General features: G+C 68.4%; 20 protein-coding genes. 13 read left to right on the top strand and 7 right to left on the bottom strand.

Features of this window, described 5'->3' with window-relative positions; genetic code table 11:
- Positions 1 to 72: 72 nt before the first annotated feature.
- From D0C15_RS20605 to hisG, 3 genes are all read left to right on the top strand, one after another.
- The gene (locus D0C15_RS20605; RefSeq protein WP_281270722.1) at positions 73 to 789 is read left to right on the top strand and encodes an HAD family hydrolase; all 717 of its coding nucleotides are present in this window, start codon (positions 73 to 75) and stop codon (positions 787 to 789) included.
- Between the two features lie 75 nt (positions 790 to 864).
- Positions 865 to 1,128, top strand: a complete 264-nt coding sequence (locus D0C15_RS20600) for a phosphoribosyl-ATP diphosphatase (protein WP_116048054.1) — start codon at positions 865 to 867, stop codon at positions 1,126 to 1,128.
- 83 nt (positions 1,129 to 1,211) lie between these two features.
- A complete protein-coding gene (hisG, locus tag D0C15_RS20595) occupies positions 1,212 to 2,057 on the top strand; it encodes an ATP phosphoribosyltransferase (protein WP_116048053.1) in 846 nt (281 codons plus the stop codon).
- 59 nt (positions 2,058 to 2,116) lie between these two features.
- Here the strand turns inward: hisG and D0C15_RS20590 are convergent, their stop codons facing one another.
- From D0C15_RS20590 to D0C15_RS20580, 3 genes are all read right to left on the bottom strand, one after another.
- A complete protein-coding gene (locus tag D0C15_RS20590; RefSeq protein ID WP_116048051.1) occupies positions 2,117 to 3,064 on the bottom strand; it encodes a ParA family protein in 948 nt (315 codons plus the stop codon).
- 107 nt (positions 3,065 to 3,171) lie between these two features.
- Positions 3,172 to 3,948: a thioesterase family protein gene (locus D0C15_RS20585; RefSeq protein WP_116048175.1), complete on the bottom strand. Its 777-nt coding sequence runs from the start codon at positions 3,946 to 3,948 to the stop codon at positions 3,172 to 3,174.
- 42 nt (positions 3,949 to 3,990) lie between these two features.
- Positions 3,991 to 4,896, bottom strand: a complete 906-nt coding sequence (locus tag D0C15_RS20580) for a RecB family exonuclease (protein ID WP_116048173.1) — start codon at positions 4,894 to 4,896, stop codon at positions 3,991 to 3,993.
- 212 nt (positions 4,897 to 5,108) lie between these two features.
- On the opposite strand from D0C15_RS20580, the gene D0C15_RS20575 reads away from it, so the two are divergent.
- Positions 5,109 to 6,221 (top strand): site-2 protease family protein, encoded by a 1,113-nt coding sequence (locus D0C15_RS20575; RefSeq protein WP_116048048.1) that lies wholly within the window; start codon positions 5,109 to 5,111, stop codon positions 6,219 to 6,221.
- 93 nt (positions 6,222 to 6,314) lie between these two features.
- Positions 6,315 to 7,139 carry a tRNA (adenine-N1)-methyltransferase gene (locus D0C15_RS20570; RefSeq protein ID WP_116048046.1) on the top strand — a complete coding sequence of 275 codons (825 nt, stop codon included), beginning with the start codon at positions 6,315 to 6,317 and terminating at the stop codon, positions 7,137 to 7,139.
- 52 nt (positions 7,140 to 7,191) lie between these two features.
- Here D0C15_RS20570 and D0C15_RS34225 read toward each other — a convergent pair whose 3' ends face one another.
- The 3 genes from D0C15_RS34225 to D0C15_RS34770 all read right to left on the bottom strand — a co-directional run bounded on the left by D0C15_RS34225 (position 7,192) and on the right by D0C15_RS34770 (position 8,735).
- Positions 7,192 to 7,338, bottom strand: a complete 147-nt coding sequence (locus D0C15_RS34225) for a hypothetical protein (RefSeq protein WP_162830171.1) — start codon at positions 7,336 to 7,338, stop codon at positions 7,192 to 7,194.
- Between the two features lie 127 nt (positions 7,339 to 7,465).
- Positions 7,466 to 7,900 (bottom strand): flagellar basal body-associated FliL family protein, encoded by a 435-nt coding sequence (locus D0C15_RS20565; protein ID WP_116048044.1) that lies wholly within the window; start codon positions 7,898 to 7,900, stop codon positions 7,466 to 7,468.
- A gap of 88 nt (positions 7,901 to 7,988) precedes the next feature.
- Positions 7,989 to 8,735 (bottom strand): flagellar basal body-associated FliL family protein, encoded by a 747-nt coding sequence (locus D0C15_RS34770; protein ID WP_211323276.1) that lies wholly within the window; start codon positions 8,733 to 8,735, stop codon positions 7,989 to 7,991.
- A gap of 323 nt (positions 8,736 to 9,058) precedes the next feature.
- Between D0C15_RS34770 and arc the strand changes: the two genes are divergently transcribed.
- The 4 genes from arc to D0C15_RS20540 all read left to right on the top strand — a co-directional run bounded on the left by arc (position 9,059) and on the right by D0C15_RS20540 (position 13,213).
- Positions 9,059 to 10,945, top strand: a complete 1,887-nt coding sequence (arc, locus tag D0C15_RS20555; RefSeq protein WP_116048041.1) for a proteasome ATPase — start codon at positions 9,059 to 9,061, stop codon at positions 10,943 to 10,945.
- 138 nt (positions 10,946 to 11,083) lie between these two features.
- A complete protein-coding gene (locus D0C15_RS20550; protein WP_116048038.1) occupies positions 11,084 to 11,422 on the top strand; it encodes a hypothetical protein in 339 nt (112 codons plus the stop codon).
- A gap of 144 nt (positions 11,423 to 11,566) precedes the next feature.
- A complete protein-coding gene (locus D0C15_RS20545) occupies positions 11,567 to 12,499 on the top strand; it encodes an aldo/keto reductase (RefSeq protein ID WP_116048035.1) in 933 nt (310 codons plus the stop codon).
- An 81-nt stretch (positions 12,500 to 12,580) separates the two neighbouring features.
- Entirely contained in the window at positions 12,581 to 13,213 is a 633-nt protein-coding gene (locus D0C15_RS20540) for a hypothetical protein (protein ID WP_162830170.1), read from the top strand.
- A 10-nt stretch (positions 13,214 to 13,223) separates the two neighbouring features.
- Here the strand turns inward: D0C15_RS20540 and D0C15_RS20535 are convergent, their stop codons facing one another.
- Positions 13,224 to 13,736 (bottom strand): NUDIX domain-containing protein, encoded by a 513-nt coding sequence (locus tag D0C15_RS20535; RefSeq protein WP_245976064.1) that lies wholly within the window; start codon positions 13,734 to 13,736, stop codon positions 13,224 to 13,226.
- 37 nt (positions 13,737 to 13,773) lie between these two features.
- Between D0C15_RS20535 and dop the strand changes: the two genes are divergently transcribed.
- The 4 genes from dop (at position 13,774) to prcA (ending at position 17,393) form a co-directional block, all read left to right on the top strand.
- Positions 13,774 to 15,276: a depupylase/deamidase Dop gene (gene dop, locus D0C15_RS20530; protein WP_116048030.1), complete on the top strand. Its 1,503-nt coding sequence runs from the start codon at positions 13,774 to 13,776 to the stop codon at positions 15,274 to 15,276.
- Positions 15,277 to 15,388: 112 nt separating this feature from the next.
- Positions 15,389 to 15,583, top strand: coding sequence for a ubiquitin-like protein Pup (locus D0C15_RS20525; protein WP_116048028.1), 195 nt, complete (start codon positions 15,389 to 15,391; stop codon positions 15,581 to 15,583).
- Positions 15,584 to 15,667: 84 nt separating this feature from the next.
- Positions 15,668 to 16,519 (top strand): proteasome subunit beta, encoded by an 852-nt coding sequence (prcB, locus tag D0C15_RS20520; RefSeq protein WP_116048026.1) that lies wholly within the window; start codon positions 15,668 to 15,670, stop codon positions 16,517 to 16,519.
- Positions 16,520 to 16,598: 79 nt separating this feature from the next.
- Positions 16,599 to 17,393 carry a proteasome subunit alpha gene (prcA, locus tag D0C15_RS20515; RefSeq protein ID WP_116048023.1) on the top strand — a complete coding sequence of 265 codons (795 nt, stop codon included), beginning with the start codon at positions 16,599 to 16,601 and terminating at the stop codon, positions 17,391 to 17,393.
- The last annotated feature ends 190 nt before the right edge of the window (positions 17,394 to 17,583 follow it).

The raw sequence follows: 17,583 nt of genomic DNA, 5'->3' as shown, positions 1-17,583 counted from the left end.
TAACACGAGCTCGATAGTTGCACCGGCATACGTGCGTCAATCGACTTCAGGTTTCACAGTAGGGGAGAAATAGTGACTGCACCGTCCAATGGGGACGGGCGCGACGGGTTTCCCGCCGCCGTGCTGTGGGATATGGACGGCACGCTCGTTGACTCGGAGAAGTTGTGGGACGTCGCGCTCTACGAGGCGGCGGACTGGCTCGGCGGCGGGCTCACCGAAGCCCAGCGCGCCGCGCTGGTCGGGTCCAACATGGACAGTACGGCACGATTCCTGCTGGGTACCGCGGAACGGGAGCCGGAGCCCGAGGCCGTCGCCGAGGTGGGCGACTGGATCCGCACCCGCACGTTCGGCCTGTTCTCGGACGAGTTGCCGTGGCGCCCCGGCGCGCAGGAGGCACTGGCCGCGATCCGGGACGCGGGCGTGCCCTCGGCGCTGGTGACCTCCACCGAGCGGGGGCTGACCGAGCAGGCGCTGAACACCATCGGCAGGCAGTACTTCGACGTGACCGTCTGTGGCGACGAGGTCGGGGGGCAGAACAAACCGCATCCGCGCCCGTACCTGCTGGCCGCCGAGCTCCTCGGCGTCCACGCCGGGCACTGCGTGGCCGTGGAGGACTCCCCGCCGGGCGCGTCGTCGGCCGAGGCGGCGGGCTGTGTCGTGCTCGTCGTACCGAACGACGTCGCGGTGGATGCGGGGCCCCGCCGGGTGTTCCGGCACTCCCTCGTCGGAGTCGACGCATCCGTGCTCGCCGGCCTGGCCGAATCGTGCGCTGTTCAGGCGATGGAGTGAGCTGATGGTGACCTGCGGCGCACCGCCTTGGCCCGCTCACGCGGGCGACCGTGAAGGATGGAAGGATCGGCGCCCGTGAAGACCTTCGACGAGTTGTTCGCCGAGTTGACCGAGCGCGCCCGCACCAGGCCGGAGGGATCGGGCACGGTCGCCGCGCTCGACGCCGGGGTGCACGCACAGGGCAAGAAGGTGCTCGAAGAGGCGGGGGAGGTGTGGATCGCCGCGGAGCACGAGTCCGACGACCGGCTGGCGGAGGAGATCTCCCAGTTGCTCTACCGCGTGCAGGTGCTGATGCTGGGGCGCGGGATCTCGACCGAGGATGTCTACCGGTACCTCTGAGAGGCGCGGCCAGACCTGTTGGCTCTGACGCCGGGTGGCCAGAGGAATTCGATCGCGGGCTCTGCCCGGCGAGGAGGAACGTGATGCTGCGAGTCGCTGTACCGAACAAGGGCGCGCTGGCCGGGCCCGCGTCCGAGATGCTCGGTGAGGCCGGCTACCGGCAGCGACACGAGCAGCGTGACCTGACCGTTCTCGACCCGGTGAACGAGGTGGAGTTCTTCTTCCTCCGGCCCAAGGACATCCCCATCTACGTCGGGTCCGGCGAGCTCGATCTCGGGATCACCGGAAGGGACCTCGCGCTGGACTCGGGTGCGCCTGTCGCGGAGACCCTGCAACTGGGTTTCGGCGGCTCCACCTTCCGTTACGCCGCACCCGCAGGCCGCGACTGGACCGCCGCCGACCTGCAGGGCAAGCGGCTGGCCACCTCGTACCCTCGGCTGGTTCGCGACGATCTGGCGACGCAGGGGATCGAAGCGGACGTGATCCGGCTCGATGGTGCCGTGGAGATCTCCGTACAGCTCGGCGTCGCCGACGCGATCGCCGACGTGGTCGGCTCGGGCCGGACGCTGCGCCAGCACGACCTGGTGGCCTTCGGCGAGCCCATCTGCGTCTCCGAGGCGGTGCTGGTACACCGTGCCGGCAGTCCCGAGTCCAAAGCGAAGGCCCAGCTCGCCGCCCGGTTGCAGGGTGTCGTCTTCGCGCAGCAGTACATGATGCTCGACTACGACTGCCCGCGCGAACTGCTGCAGAAGGCCATCGCGATCACTCCGGGACTCGAGTCACCGACTGTCGCCCCGCTCGCCGACAACGACTGGGTCGCGGTACGAGCGATGGTCTCTCGCAAGAAGGTCAACAAGATCATGGACGAACTCGCCGAGGCCGGCGCGAAGGCCGTACTCGCCTCGGACATCCGTTCCTGCAGGCTCTGACCCGCATCACCGGATCATCCCCGGCAGCGAGCGGGGGCGATCCGGTGGTGAGGGCGTGCTCAGCGCGGCGGCCGTGGCCGCTTCGGGAGCAGGTCGTACAGCTTGCGCCGCGATCCGTTGTCGTTGATGTTTCGCGCCTGCGAGACGTCGGCGATGAAGTCCTCGAAGACGAAGTCGTCCTGCTCGGCAGGTGCGATCGGCTGTGCCGGGTGCTGGGCGGTCTCGGCCGCCCTCGAGTCCATGATGTGGGCTATCTGCCGGAACGCCGCCGCCTGTACGGTTTCCGGCGCGAAGGTGGTCACCGGCATCCCGCGCACGGCGGCCTCGTTCATCACCACGCCCAGCGGAAGGTGGGGGAGCACGGGGATGTCGAACTCGTGCAACGCCCTGAGCGCGGTCGTCGCGTATCCCGACATCGGCCTGCGGTACAGACTGGGTACGAGTCCGAAGTAGACGATCGGCGGCCTGCCGATCGTCTGCTCCACATAGGAGATCTGGTCCTTCAGCAATCGCAGCGCCCTGATGCTGGTGCGGTCCGGCTGTACCGGGACGAGGATGCCGTGCGTGGCCGCGAGGGCGTTGTTGGTGAGTACGTCCAGCGCGGGCGGGCAGTCGATGATGACGTGGTCGTAGTTGGCGAACTGGATCACCCTCGCGAGCTGCCAGCCGGGAACACGGAACTGGTCCAGCCTGCGAATCAGGTCGAACATGCCGGGAGAAGTCGGGATGACGTCGAAGGCGCCACCGCGAGCGATGTTACTGCGCGGGTGGGCGACGATCAGCTCCTCGACCGGTCCCTTCCACGTCTTGGTCAGGGCTCTGGCCAGGTTGGGGCCAGCCGTGGGAGCCTCCGCCAGGCCGAGTAGCTCGGTTGTGGCGTGGCCCTGCGGGTCGAGGTCGATGAGCAGCGCCCTACGCCCACGTTCGGCGAGCGCGGCCGCGAGACCAACACTGAGCGAGGTCTTGCCGACCCCGCCCTTCTGGTTGACCACCGAGGTGATCTGCATGCCAGGCGACTCCATGCTGTTTGTCGTTCACGGCAGGTTAGTGGATAACGCCCGGCTCCGCTGTCTCCTCGCTCCGTGTGTCCGGAAGTGGCTTCTACCCGGCTCCCTCAGCGCGGCCGGACCAGCAGTGCCTGAGCGCCGAGGGCGACCTGTCCACTCTCGTCGCACAGCCTGCTCGTGGCGGTGCCGACGCCGTTCGGGCCGATCGTGGTGGTGGCGTCCAAGCCGATCCATTCGCCCGAAGGCGGGCGCTGCAGATGGACGGTGAGCTCGGAGTTGATGAACCACCACCGAGCCGGATCCAGCCTGCCCGACACACCGCTGCCGGAGTCGGCGATCGTGAACAGCCGTTGCAGGCCGCTCGGCTTCTCACCGTCGACGAGCGCGACACGCTGCCGTGCCCACACGGCCGCGGCTCCATGGCCTGCGACCGCCCCGGAGATCGCCCGCCATTCGATGGCGTGGAGGTAGCCGCCGAGCCAGGTGGACGGCCACGTGGCCGGGGGAAAGCCGTCCGGGGCCGGCGGAGGTTCCGCCAGCCCCGCACTGACCTCGGCGGTGTCCGAGGCGGCGAGCCGCCATGCCGAGGCCCGAGCCACGACCCGCTCGTCGGTGGCGAGTTCGGCGGACAGGTATTCGACCGCCCGGCCCGGGCGTTCGAGGCGTGCCGTCAGCGTCAGCTCCCGCAGCGGCGCGGGCCCGAGGATTTCCACGGTGACGCGGCTGAGCATCATCTCCCGCTCTGCGGGGACCTCCTCCAGCGCGCGGACGAGCAGCGCGGAGGGCGGCCCGAAATGCTGGGCGTCCGGTGACCACGGACCCGAGGTGTGCTCGGTCGGCAGAAAACGCTCGCCGCCCAGCGGCAGGTAGAAGGCATCGGGCACGGTCGTGTCCTCTCCGATCTCGGATTCGGTGGGCACCGGTGGTCAGTCTGCGCGGTCGAGCGGGGATTCCTCGCCTGCGTCGGGTTCCGGCCAGCCCGGATACTCCGGCGGCGTGCCGCCGAACGACGGGCACCGCGCCTTGTGGTCACACCAGCCGCAGAGCTTGCTCGGATTGGGCCGGAAGTCCCCGGTCCTGCCCGCCTTGAGGATCGCCTGCCAGATCGCCTCGAGTGTGCGCTCGAAGCGGCGCAGCTCCGGTTCGTCCGGTGTGTACGCGAGCGACTGGCCGTCGGTCAGATACATCAGTTTCAGCTGGCGGGGCACCGTTCCGCGCAGGCGCCAGAGGACCACGGCGTAGAACTTCATCTGGAACATCGCCTTGGCTTCGCCGATCTCCCTCGGCGCCGTACCGGTCTTGTAGTCCACGACGCGGATCTCACCGGTCGGGGCCACATCGAGCCGGTCGATGTAGCCGCGCAGAAGCACGCCCGAGCCCAGTTCGGTCTCCACATGCAGCTCGCAGGCCTCCGGGGCGAGGGTGCGCGGGTCCTCGAGGCCGAAGTAGGTGTCCACCAGTTCGGCCGCGGACTCCAGCCAAGCCGACACCTGTTCTGCCTTGCCGTCGCCCTCCGGGAACAGTTCCGTCCACTCCGGACGATCCTCGGCGAGCTCCGTCCACGCCGGACCGAGGAGATCCTTGGCTCGTTCGGGAAGCCGGTCCGCCTGCGGCAGGGTGAACAGCTTCTCCAGTACCGAGTGGACGAGCGTTCCGCGTAGCTGTGCTTTGGTCGGTGTCTCCGGCAGCCGATCCACCGCGCGGAAGCGGTACAGCAGAGGACACTGCTTGAAATCCGCCGCGCGTGACGGGGACAACGCCGGGCGTCTGGCCGGCTTCTCCCTGGCCGGTGCCTCCGAAGTGGCCTCCGTGCCCGGCTCGGTGGTTGCCATGAACCCGCTCTGCGCCGTGGGCGTGCTCTGCGACATGTGCGCAGCGTAACGGGCACCTACGACAATGCGGCCGAGGCCGGGTGCGAGGCCGGCAGGCCCGCCTCCGGCGCGGTGTCACTCACACCTGACACCTCGGGTTCTACCCTGGTCGGGTGGAGGCGACCGGTGGGCAGGCGCAGGACGCTCCCGGACGCTGGGCGTCCGGGGGACGCATGGTGCCCGGCGGTGGGCTGCTGCTTTTCCGGGTCGACGGGGTTCCGGTGCTGCTCGCACCGTCGTGGTGGATCGGCTCGCTGGTCGTGGTCGTGCTGTACGCCCCGCTGGTCGGGCGACTGCTTCCTGGAGCCGGCACCGCGACTGCCTGGTCACTCGCCGCGGCCTTCGCGGTGTTGCTCGGACTCTCCGTGCTGGCGCACGAACTCGGGCATGCCGTGGTGGCCCTGCGGCTGGGGATCCCGGTGCGCCGGGTCCGGCTTTTCCTGCTCGGCGGGCTTTCCGAGGTGACACGGACCCCGCGCAGGCCCGCGCACGAGGGTCTGGTGGCCGCGGCGGGGCCTGTGGTGTCCATTCTGCTCGCCGCGCTCTGTGCGCTCCTGTTGCTGGCTGTGCCCTCCGGGGGAGCGGCCTGGCTGCTCGTCGCGGAGTGCGCGGTGGCCAATCTCGCCGTCGGCGTGTTCAACCTGCTGCCCGGGCTCCCGCTCGACGGCGGGCGGATGCTGCGAGCAGGGGTGTGGGCCTTGACCGGCGCGAGGGTGCAGGGCACCAGAGCCGCGGTGGTCGGCGGTGGTCTCGTCGCCGCGGGACTGCTGGTGTGGGCACTGTGGGGCCTCGCGGAGGGAAGCCCGGACCGCTGGTTGCGCCTCGGCGTCTGTGTGGTGACCGCGTGGTTCGTCGCGTCGGGGGCCAGTGCTGAGCTGGCGGCGGAGAAGCGGAGGAGCTGGCCCGCAGGGCTCGCCGTCACCGACCTGGTGCGTCCCGTGCTGCAACTGCCGGCGGAGAGCCCGGTCTCCGACGCGCTGGCGGCTTCGGCAGGCCGCGGTGTCGTGCTCGTACGGGCGGACGGGGTGGCCGCCGGGCTGCTGGACGAGGCGTCGGCACAGCAGCTGGCCGCGTCCGCACCGCATTCTCCCGCCGAACTGGCGGCGGAGCCGATCCGGGCGGAGACCGTGCTGCTGGTCTCCGAACCGGGGGAGGACATCGCCGAACGCGTGCGGGAGACCCCGGCTTGGCAGTTCCTCGTCGTGGACGACGAGGGCCGGCCCGCTGGCGTGCTCCGGCGCGAGGACCTGCGCGCGGCGATGTCGCCACGCGGCCGGTCCTGGTGACCCCGCACGCAGCTGCGCGGGCCCGATCGGTGGAGCGACGGGCTGGTCTGCGACGATCTGGCGCCGGTTGTTTCGCGCGAGCATGGAGGTGCAGTGTCCGCAGGGGGTCCGTTTCGTCCTGGTGACCGAGTTCAGTTGACCGACCCCAAGGGACGGCACTACACGCTCGTACTCGCCGAGGGCGGTGAATACCACACGCACCGAGGGGTACTGCCGCACGACGACCTCATCGGCAAGCCCGAGGGATCGGTGATCACCTCCGGCGGCGGGACCAGTTACCTCGCGCTGCGGCCGCTGCTGCCGGACTACGTGCTGTCCATGCCTCGTGGAGCGCAGGTGATCTACCCCAAGGACGCGGCTCAGATCGTGATGTGGGGGGACATCTTCCCGGGAGCGCGGGTGCTGGAGGCCGGTGCGGGGTCAGGTGCGTTGAGCTGCTCGTTGTTGCGTGCCGTTGGCCCTGAAGGCAGCGTCACCTCGTACGAGGTGCGCGAGGACCACGCCGAGCACGCGGTCCGCAACGTCGAGAAGTTCTTCGGCGAGCGGCCGGCGAACTGGGACTTCCGCGTCGGTGATCTGGCCGAGCACGAGGGGGAGGTGGACCGGGTCGTCCTGGACATGCTCTCCCCGTGGGAGATGCTGCCGACGGTGCGGGCCAATCTCGTGCCGGGCGGGGTACTCGTGGTGTACGTCGCCACGGTCACTCAACTGTCGAGCGTTACCGAAGCGCTGCGGGAGCAGCAGTGCTGGACCGAACCGCAGTCCTGGGAGACGCTGATGCGCCCTTGGCACGTGGTCGGTCTCGCCGTGCGCCCCGATCACCGGATGGTCGCGCATACGGCGTTCCTGCTCACCGCGCGCCGACTGGCCGACGGAGTCGTTCCGCCGCGCCCACGCAGGCGCCCGAGCAAGGGGTGACTCACCTGCTCGGGCCACTGCGGGGCGAGCAGGAGGCGGCCCCGCTGCCTGGCTAGCCGACGCTGCCCCAGTTGTAGCTCGCGCACCATGTGCCCTCGCGCTTGAGCAGGGCGAAGGTGAAGTCCTTCTGGCTGTTGCCCTGCTTGCCGCGCATCGTGCCGGTCGCGGAGTCACCCTGGACGGTGGGTGGCTCGGTCACGGTGAACTCGGGCTTGCCCGAGGCCGCCGCGGCGTCGAAGTTCTTCGCCTCCTCCGCGGATGGCTGTTCACAGGCGAGAGGCGCGAGCTGCGCGCTCTTGCCGCTGGTGAGCGCTGCGGCGTAGTCCTCAGCGAGCGCGGCCGCCGCGGCGGTGTCGTTGCCCTGAGGGGGCGGTGCGGCGGACGAGCTGGGCGCGGGCAGGCCGGACGAGGGCGCGTTCGTCGCCGGTCAGCAGCAGCACCAAGGCGATACCCCCGCCGACGAGCACGACGCCCGCGATGACCAGACCGATGATCAGGCCGGTCTTCTTCTTCGGTGGCTCACCGCCGGGCCCGCCCGGGCCCGTGGGATATCCGGGCTGACCGTATGGAGCGTAGCCGGGAGCGGGCGGCTGTCCCGGATACTGCCCGTAGGGATCCGGATGGCCGTACTGGGGCGGCTGACCGGGTACCGGTTGCTGGGGCGGTCCCTGCGCGTAGCCGCCGGGCTGGCCGTAGGGGCCCTGCTGGCCGTAGGGACCGGGTTGTCCGTACTGACCTGGCTGTTGAGGTGGGTATGTCATCGGGGCCTTCTGTCGTCGAGCCGAATACCTGGTCGGGTGGCCGGGGCCGGAGCAACCGGGCCCGGCCACCCGCCGAATCAAACGGAGATCAGTCCGAGACGCACCAGCGGTCGCCGTCCCGCTCGACCGGAATGGGGATCTCCTGCTTCTGACCCCCGCCACTGACCGTGGCCGGGACCTCAGCGGTGTCACCGTCGATCACCGGGTCACCGGTGACCTCGATCTCGACTCCCTCGGGTACTTCCTTGAACTGGTTCTCGTCGATCGAGTCAGGGTTGCAGGACACTTCCCTGGCCAGATCGACGTCACGCGTGCGGATCGCCTCGACGGCCCGCTCGCCGACCTCCCTGGCGGCCGCGACGTCCTCGGCAGAGCCGCCCGCGGCCGGAGCCGAGGACGATTCCGCGGGCTCGCTCGGCTCTCCGGTCGGCAGTGCGGGTGCGGAGTTGGTGGGCTCGGGGGTGGTGGTGGGCAGCATGCCGGCCTGCGGGTTTTCCTCGTCGCCCCCGGTGAGGAGCAGAATCAGGGTGACCGCGCCACCGATGAGCACCACCGCCGCGATGACCAGGCCCACGATCAGGCCGGTCTTTTTCTTCGGAGGTTCGCCACCTGGCCCACCCGGGTACCCCTGCTGCTGGCCGTACGGGTCATACGGGGCCTGCCCCGGATGCCCGAACTGCTGCGCGCCACCCGGGTGGAACTGTTGTGTCGGATCGGGCGCGCCACCCTGATGCGGGGGTGGCCCTCCGGGCGGATACCCGCCTGGTTCCTGGCCGTGCGGCCCCTGCTGGCCGTAGGGGCCGGGCTGGCCCGGCGGCTGCGGCGGATACGTCATGAACTGCCCCTCACTGGATTTCCTGCGGGATCCCCCGGCCGTCAGGCGGGTGAGGTGGATGATGCTATCGCCGCACAGGGCGCACAGGTGGACCGGGAGACCGGCCGGCGTCCCGGTAGCAAATGCCGTGGATCTGGCCACGTGCAGCGATGAGAACGGACTGTAGTCGGCGGATGGTGCGAGCGCACTCCGGTTGGCCGCTTGTGTTGCCGTTACTCACATGCATCCTTTTGCGACGCGCCGATCTTGTGATGCGGAAAGGGCTTTTCTTGTCGGTGATCGCCGGTACCGTGGAAGAAAATGCATTCCGAGGAGGTGCCGAAATGCAACATGACCTTCCCGGAGGTCGGCACGAGGAGTCCGACCCGACAGATCCGACCGGAACGGCAGGTAACGCAGACTCGGCCGGGCACACGGCTGAGCACTCGGCGGTGGAAGCGGCCGAGTCCGGACAGATGTCCGAGTCCGAGCAGGCGCGGCAGGTTCGGTTCCTTCAGGAAGAAGTCACGCTACTGCGGCGCAAACTCACCGACTCGCCCCGGCAGAACAGGGTGCTCGAGCAGCGCCTTGCCGAGGCAACGGAGCGTGTGAGCCAGCTCACGGAGCGGAACAACAAACTCATCGAGACCTTGCGCGAGGCCAGAGGACAGTTGCTGGCCCTGCGTGAGGAGGTCGACCGGCTGGCGCAGCCTCCCAGCGGGTACGGCGTCTTCGTGGGCGCCTACGAGGACAACACGGTCGACGTCTTCACCTCGGGCCGCAAGATGCGGGTGTCCGTATCGCCCGCGGTGGAGGTGGAGTCGCTGCGCCGTGGTCAGGCGCTGCGCCTGAACGAGGCGCTGACCGTGGTGGAAGGTGGCGACTTCGAGCGCACCGGCGAGGTGTGCGCGTTGCGCGAGATCCTGCTCCCGGAAACCGAGGGCGGCAGTTCGCGCGCACTGGTCGTCGGGCACGCCGATGAGGAGCGGGTGGTGTGGCTCGCCGATCCGCTCGCGGAGGCGGTACTCAAACCGGGCGATTCGCTGCTGGTGGACTCGAAGGCAGGATATGCCTACGAACGGGTGCCGAAGGCCGAGGTCGAGGACCTCGTGCTGGAGGAGGTGCCGGACGTCCGATACGAGGACATCGGTGGCCTTTCGAGGCAGATCGAGCAGATCCGGGACGCGGTGGAACTGCCGTTCCTGCACGCAGACCTCTACCAGGAGTACCAGTTGCGCCCGCCGAAGGGCGTGCTGCTGTACGGCCCGCCCGGATGCGGGAAGACGCTCATCGCCAAGGCGGTGGCCAATTCGCTCGCGAAGAAGGTCGCGGAGTTCCGCGGCGCGACGGGTGCGGCACAGGATCCGTCGGAGGCGAAGTCCTACTTCCTCAACATCAAGGGTCCCGAGCTGCTGAACAAGTTCGTGGGCGAGACCGAGCGCCATATCCGGCTCATCTTCCAGCGTGCGCGGGAGAAGGCTTCGGAGGGCACTCCGGTCATCGTGTTCTTCGACGAGATGGACTCGATCTTCCGGACCAGGGGCAGCGGTGTCTCCTCCGACGTGGAGACGACGATCGTCCCGCAGTTGCTGTCGGAGATCGACGGTGTCGAGGGCCTCGAGAACGTCATCGTGATCGGTGCCTCCAACCGGGAGGACATGATCGACCCGGCGATCCTGCGGCCGGGCAGGCTGGACGTGAAGATCAAGATCGAGCGTCCGGACGCCGAGGGTGCGAAGGACATCTTCTCGAAGTACCTGCAGGACGGCCTGCCGGTGCACGCCGACGATCTGGCCGAGTTCGGCGGCGACACCAAGGCGACGTTCGACGCGATGATCCAGCACACCGTCGAGCGCATGTACGAGGAGAGTGACGAAAACCGGTTCCTCGAGGTGACCTACGCCAACGGGGACAAAGAAGTGTTGTACTTCCGCGATTTCAACTCCGGCGCGATGATCCAGAACATCGTGGACCGGGCGAAGAAGGCGGCGATCAAGTCCGTGCTGGAGACCAAGCAGCCGGGCCTTCGCGTACAGCACCTCCTCGACGCCATAGTGGACGAGTTCGCGGAGAACGAGGACCTGCCGAACACGACCAACCCGGACGACTGGGCCAGGATCTCCGGCAAGAAGGGGGAGCGGATCGTCTACATTCGCACCCTCGTCACCGGAAAGAACCAGGACTCCGGCAGGGCGATCGACACGGCGAGCAACACCGGTCAGTACCTCTGACCGACCACGTGACCCCGGCCGATCCAGCGGGTCGGCCGGGGTCACGTGTGTTCTGGTCGTGCCTCATCCGGCCGATTGGCAAGCCGCCCGCGGAGTGTCCTGCCCACGAAGGCGTATAACGGCCTATACGCTGTCGCGATGGACAACCCGGAGTACCCCGCACCGCACGCGCCGATCACCAGTGACGTGGTGCTGAACTGGCTCGAGGACACAGCGGATGCGGTCCGCAGGGGAGAGGTGCCGCCGGAGGACCTGATCGTCCTGCTCGGCGAACTGCGTCGCGCGTCCACGGCATGCGCGAACGCCTCGGACTGGACGTTGCTCGCGGCGCGGGAGGCGGGGGCGAGCCTGCGTCAGATCGCGCCCGTCTTCGGGAAGGGCTATGTGCGGGCGCCCGCGGCCCGGCTGGAGAAGCTGTATCGGCAGGTGCTCGACTCCGATCAGTTTCTCGAGTTGTTGCGCAGACGCGAAGCCTGACGGGGCACGGAAGCGACGTCTCCCGATCCAACTGTATAACGACCTATACGGCACCGCTTTGACGAGCCGATTCGCTCGTCCCGCGCTCCTCCAAGACAAAGACCAAAAACCCGCAGCGACAACGACCTTCGATAACCTGCGATCATGAGCACCGCTGAACTGGGTCGCATCGCCGTCGGCCTGGCCGCACTGGGCAGGCCCGCGTACATCAATCTGGGACGCGGGCCGGAACTTCCGCGGGACCGGTCCGTCGCGAGTCTTCGTGCCGCCACCCGGCAGGTGCTGGACGCCGCCTACGAACGCGGGATTCGCCGGTTCGACGTCGCCCGGTCCTACGGGCTCGCGGAGGAGTTCCTCGGCGGCTGGCTGGCCGATCATGGCCGTTCCGACGTGTTCGTATCCAGCAAGTGGGGCTACGAGTACGTGGGGGAATGGCGGCTCGACGCCGAGGTCCATGAAGCCAAAGAGCACTCGTTGCCCCGGCTGCGTAAGCAGTGGCGGCAGACCAGTGAACTACTCGGCGACGCGGTGTCGTTGTATCAGGTGCATTCCGTGACTCCGGACAGTCCGATCTGTACTGATCGCGGGTTGCTGGCCGAGCTCGCGAAGCTCGCGGAATCCGGAGTGCGGGTGGGCATCTCGACGTCGGGGCCGGCGCAGGCGGACGTGATCCGCAGGGCTCTGGCGCTCGAGGTCGACGGTGTGCGTGTGTTCACCGCGGTGCAGTCGACCTGGAATCTGCTGGAACGTTCGGCGGAAGGGGCGCTGAAGGACGCACACGACGACGGCGTTCTCGTTCAACTCAAGGAGACGCTGGCCAACGGCCGGCTCGCCGTCGAGCCGCCAGAGGCCGTGTCCGCCGTCGCGGCGGAACGCGGCGTGTCCGCCTCGGCGGTCGCGATCGGGGCCGCCCTCGCGCAGTCCTGGGCGGATGTGGTGCTGATAGGTCCGTCCGGAACTGGCCAGCTCGCGGACAATCTCACCGGTCTCGGACTCACCGACCTGGACGTACCGGCGACCATCGCGCAATCCCCCGAACAGTACTGGCGCCAGCGCTCCGCCCTGGCGTGGCGGTGACCGGTCCGTGCACTACTGTCGGGCCCTGCCTGCCGGCTGCCGTGGCAGGCCCGAATTCTGAACTTGCCGGAGGTCGAGACGGTGCGTCACGGGCAGCTGATCGCGGTGACGGCGATCGCGCTGGTGGGAATGGCCGGTTGCGCCGATCGGCCCAACGACCTGGACACCTACTACGACGATCCGGTTCGGCAGACCGAAAACTCCCCGCGTGCCGCGAGTAGTTCACCGCGGGCGCTGCCCCTGCCGAGCGCAACGACGACGACATCGTCGCCACCGGTCGAACCCCTCGGCCCGGCACTGCTGACCGACGCGGACGTCGCTTCCGAGGGAGTCGCTCCGGCTGACGCACCGTCCGCAATGGAGGGTTGTCTTTCCGGGCTCCCGGAAGGACGGACGACCTCGGCCGGCTGGCGATACCCGACCGGATCCGAACTGCACCAACATGTTCTCGGCTTGGCTGAAGGGAATGCCGCCACAGCGGTCGAGGAACTGCGATGTGTCGATACGGAACCACTCACGCTCGGCTCGCCGGAGGGGACCACCGCGCATCGCGGTTGGTGTGTGGGGTCGACCTGCACAGTGGTGCTCGCCAGGAACGAGATCGTCTCAGCGGTACAGGTGGCGGCCGGCAGCGCGGACCGGGCCGCGGAGGCGGCTGTCCGGCTCGCTCCGGCCGTCGCGACAGCACTGGCTCGTCGAGTCTCCCAGCGGTGACGAGGCCCCGTCAGCCGAAGCGGCGGAACCATTCGAGCAGGCCGACCCGGCCGTCCGGGACCAGCGGGCCTCTAGGGTCGCGCGCCCATTCGTACAGGTCGTCCAGGGGCATCCAGCCGCCGTCGACGATCTCCTCGGGTTGGTGCACGATCGGCCCGTCCCAGCGAACCTCGTAGGCGAAGTTGTGGCAGCGGATCGGTGGGACGTCGAAGACATGGGTGAACAGCGGCACCGGAGAGACGCCTTCGACGCCCAGTTCCTCGGCAAGTTCGCGGCGAGCGCATTCCGCGGGGGTCTCGCCCGCCGCGACGACTCCGCCAGCCCAGCAGTCATGAGCTCCGGGGAAGACATCCTTGTCCGGTGACCGTAGGTGCACATACACCCGAGTGCCGTCGCCCGAACGCACCAACACCACACCCGCCGCGTGCCAGAGGCCGCTGGCACGAACCTCGGCGCGGCGGGCTCGGCCAACGACGGTGCCGCCGGCGTCGTAAACCGCAACGAGTTCGTCACCGGGTAGCACCACGGCATCATCGCATGGTGGGCCGTAGGGTGGGCATATGCGGCGGATCATGGGAACCGAGGTCGAGTACGGCATCGCGGTGCCGGGTGACGCGACCGCGAACCCGGTACTGACCTCCACACAGGTGGTGCTGGCCTACGCGGCGGCGGCGGACATACCGCGGGCGCGAAGGGCGCGATGGGACTACGAGGTGGAGTCGCCCCTGCGAGACGCGCGGGGGTTCGATCTGGCCGGTCCCGGCAATCAGGGGCCCGACCCCGACGTCGAGGACCTCGGGGCGGCGAACGTCATCCTGACGAATGGGGCGCGGCTCTACGTGGACCACGCCCACCCCGAGTACTCCGCGCCCGAGGTGACCAACGCGCGGGACGCGGTCATCTGGGACAAGGCGGGGGAGCGGGTGATGGAGGAGGCGGCGATCAAGGCCGCCACCGTGCCCGGCCAGGCACCTCTGCAGCTGTACAAGAACAACGTGGACGGTAAGGGTGCCAGCTACGGCACCCACGAGAACTACTTGATGGCGCGGTCGACGCCGTTCACCGCGGTGATCGGCGGGCTGACGCCGTTCTTCGCGTCCCGGCAGGTCATCACCGGCTCCGGCCGGGTCGGTCTGGGTGCGCAGGGTGAGACAGCGGGATTCCAGCTGTCGCAGCGTTCGGACTACATCGAGGTCGAGGTCGGGCTGGAGACGACCCTCAAGCGCGGCATCATCAACACCAGGGACGAGCCGCACGCGGACGCGGACAAGTACCGCAGGTTGCACGTCATCATCGGGGACGCGAACCTGGCGGAGTACTCGACGTATCTGAAGGTCGGGACGACGGCGCTGGTGCTGGACATGATCGAGGCCGGTGTCCGGTTCGACGACCTCAAGCTGGACGAGCCGGTGCGCGCGGTGCATCAGATCAGCCACGACCCCACGTTGAAGGTGAAGGTCGAGCTCGCCAACGGCCGCAAGTTCACCGGGCTGGACCTGCAGTTCGCCTATCATGAGATGGCCGCGGAGCACCTGGACAAACACGGTGGTGACACGGTCTCCAAGGACGTATTGAGGGTGTGGGGCGAGGTGCTGGACGCACTGGCGCGGGATCCGGCGGAATGTGCCGATCGGCTGGACTGGCCCGCGAAGCTGCGGCTGCTCGAGGGCTACCGCGCCAGGGACCAGCTCGGCTGGGCGGCGCCGCGGCTGCATCTGGTCGACCTGCAGTACTCGGACGTTCGGCTGGACAAGGGCCTGTACAACCGGCTGGTGACACGGGGTTCGATGAAACGCCTGGTCAGCGAGGACGAGGTTCGTGCCGCGGTGACCACACCTCCTTCGGACACCAGGGCCTACTTCCGGGGCAGGACGCTGGAGAAGTACGCGACCTCGATCGCTGCCGCGTCCTGGGATTCGGTGATCTTCGACGTCGGGCGGGAGTCGCTGGTGCGGATTCCCACGCTGGAGCCGCTACGGGGCACGAAGGCGCATGTGGGCAAGCTGCTGGACGATTCGGCCACCGCGGAGGAACTCGTGGAGGCGTTGACCGGTTCGGACTAGCCGATTTGTCCGTTTCCTTGATCGGGAATTGCCGGACACGCAAGCCGATCGGCTGCAGTGATTGTCGGTGGCACTGGGTAGGCTGGTATCAACGGCCACATCGGGAGGCGAGATGGCGCAGGAAAAGGTCGAAAAGCACGGCGGTGGCGACTCGGAAGACGAAGTCGAAGCCGGCGGCCCGGCTGGCCAGGAACGTCGCGAGAAGCTCGGCGAGGACGTGGACACGATCCTCGACGAGATCGACGATGTCCTCGAGGAGAACGCCGAGGACTTCGTTCGCGCGTACGTGCAAAAGGGCGGCCAGTAGTAGTCAGATCCGCGCCGGGCGCCGCGTGCGCGGCCGCCCGGGCCCGTCCCTGCCGAACTTCGTTGATGGGAACTACGAGCACGTATGGACAACATTTCCGGTCACTCCGGCTCCGCCCTGCCCTCGGCGTACCTGGCGTCGACGACGTCGTCCTTCACCGACTTTCTCCGGGTGCAGGCGCCGGACCTGCTGCCCAGCGCACGTTCGATGCCCGGAGCGGGCGGTGCCGGTCCGGACATTCCGCACGGCACGACGATCGTGGCTTCCACGTTCAGTGGCGGTGTGCTGATCGCTGGTGACCGCAGGGCGACCTCGGGCAATCTGATCGCGTCGCGGGATCTGGAGAAGATCTTCGTCACCGACGACTACTCGTCGGTGGGGATCGCGGGTACTGCGGGTATCGCGATAGAGCTGGTTCGGCTCTACATCGTGGAGCTGGCGCATTACGAGAAGATCGAGGGTGTCTCGCTGTCGCTCGACGGTAAGACGAACAAGCTGGCGAACATGGTGAAGGGCAATCTCGACGCGGCGATGGCCGGGCTCGCGGTGCTCCCGCTGTTCGTGGGTTATGACGTCGAGGCGCGGGATCCGAAGCGGGCGGGCCGGATCATCTCGTTCGACGTGACCGGTGGCAGGTACGAGGAGAACGCCGGATACCACGCCATCGGTTCGGGTTCGCTGTTCGCGAAGTCGTCGCTGAAGAAGCTGCACGATCCGGATGCCGACGCGGATGCCGCCGTGCGGGCCGCGGTGGAGGCTTTGTACGACGCCGCGGACGACGACACCGCGACCGGCGGTCCCGATCTGGTGCGCCGGATCTACCCGAACGTCGTGACGATCACGGCCGAGCACGGTGCCGTGGCGGTCCCCGAGGAGCAGACCTCGGCCGTCGCGGAGGCAGTGGTCCAGGAGCGCACCGAGCGGGCCCGGCGCTGAGCGCCGGTCCCATCCATCCGTACCAGTCCCGCGACTCCGGTAAGGCCGGAGTCCTGACCAGCAGAGCGGAGCCAACGCTGTGACGATGCCGCTGTACGCCTCACCCGAGCAGTTGATGCGCGAGCGTTCGGAACTCGCGCGCAAGGGCATCGCGCGGGGACGGAGCGTTGTCGCGCTGAAGTACCGCGGCGGCGTGCTGTTCGTGGCGGAGAATCCGTCGACGACGTTGCACAAGGTCTCGGAGATCTACGACCGGATCGGGTTCGCCGCCGTCGGTCGCTACAGTGAGTTCGAGAGTCTGCGTCGTGGGGGTATCCGGCACGTCGACCTTCAGGGCTACGCCTATGACCGGCGGGACGTGTCGGCACGGCAGTTGGCGAACGTCTACGCCCAGACCCTCGGCACGATTTTCACCGAGCAGCTCAAGCCGTTCGAGGTGGAGATCTGCGTGGCCGAGGTGGGGGCCACTACGGCGGATGACCAGCTGTATCGGCTCACCTATGACGGTTCCATCGGCGACGAGCCGCGGTTCGTGGTGATGGGTGGTCAGGCGGACACCATCACGACGAAGATGAAGGAGACGTTCGAGGCGGATATGGACCTGGCCTCGGCGCTCGGGGTGGCCATCGTCGCGCTGCGGGCGAGTACCGCGGCGAACAGCAACGGGACCGAGGGCGAGCCGGGCAAGCTCGAGGTGGCGGTGCTCGATCGTGAGCGGCCGGGGCGAAAGTTCCGCCGGATCACCGGTGCGGCGCTGGACGCGCTTCTGCCCGCGAGCGATGCCAAACCGGACGCGGAGGCCGAATCCCCGGCCGACCCCCCCAAACCGGACACCAACAAGCCCGCCGACGAGGGCGGTTCCTCCGAGTCCTGACACTCCAGACCCCAGCCGTCCCCGACCCAGGGATGGTGCGTCTGCAAGTACGCCCAAGCAAGACTTGGGGTCAGTGGGTGGTTGCAACGCCTTGTGATGAGGAGTTGTGATGGGTGGGAAGCGGCCTGGGCGGGCTCGGTGTGTGCGGGTGTTGTTTTGGGAGGGTGTCCGGCGGGGGTTGTCGGTGCCG

The organism is Amycolatopsis palatopharyngis, from assembly GCF_003385185.1.
GTDB classification, from domain to species: Bacteria; Actinomycetota; Actinomycetes; order Mycobacteriales; family Pseudonocardiaceae; genus Amycolatopsis; species Amycolatopsis palatopharyngis.
The sequence above is the reverse complement of the archived record's forward strand: the minus strand, read 5'-3'. Positions and strand labels throughout refer to the sequence as shown.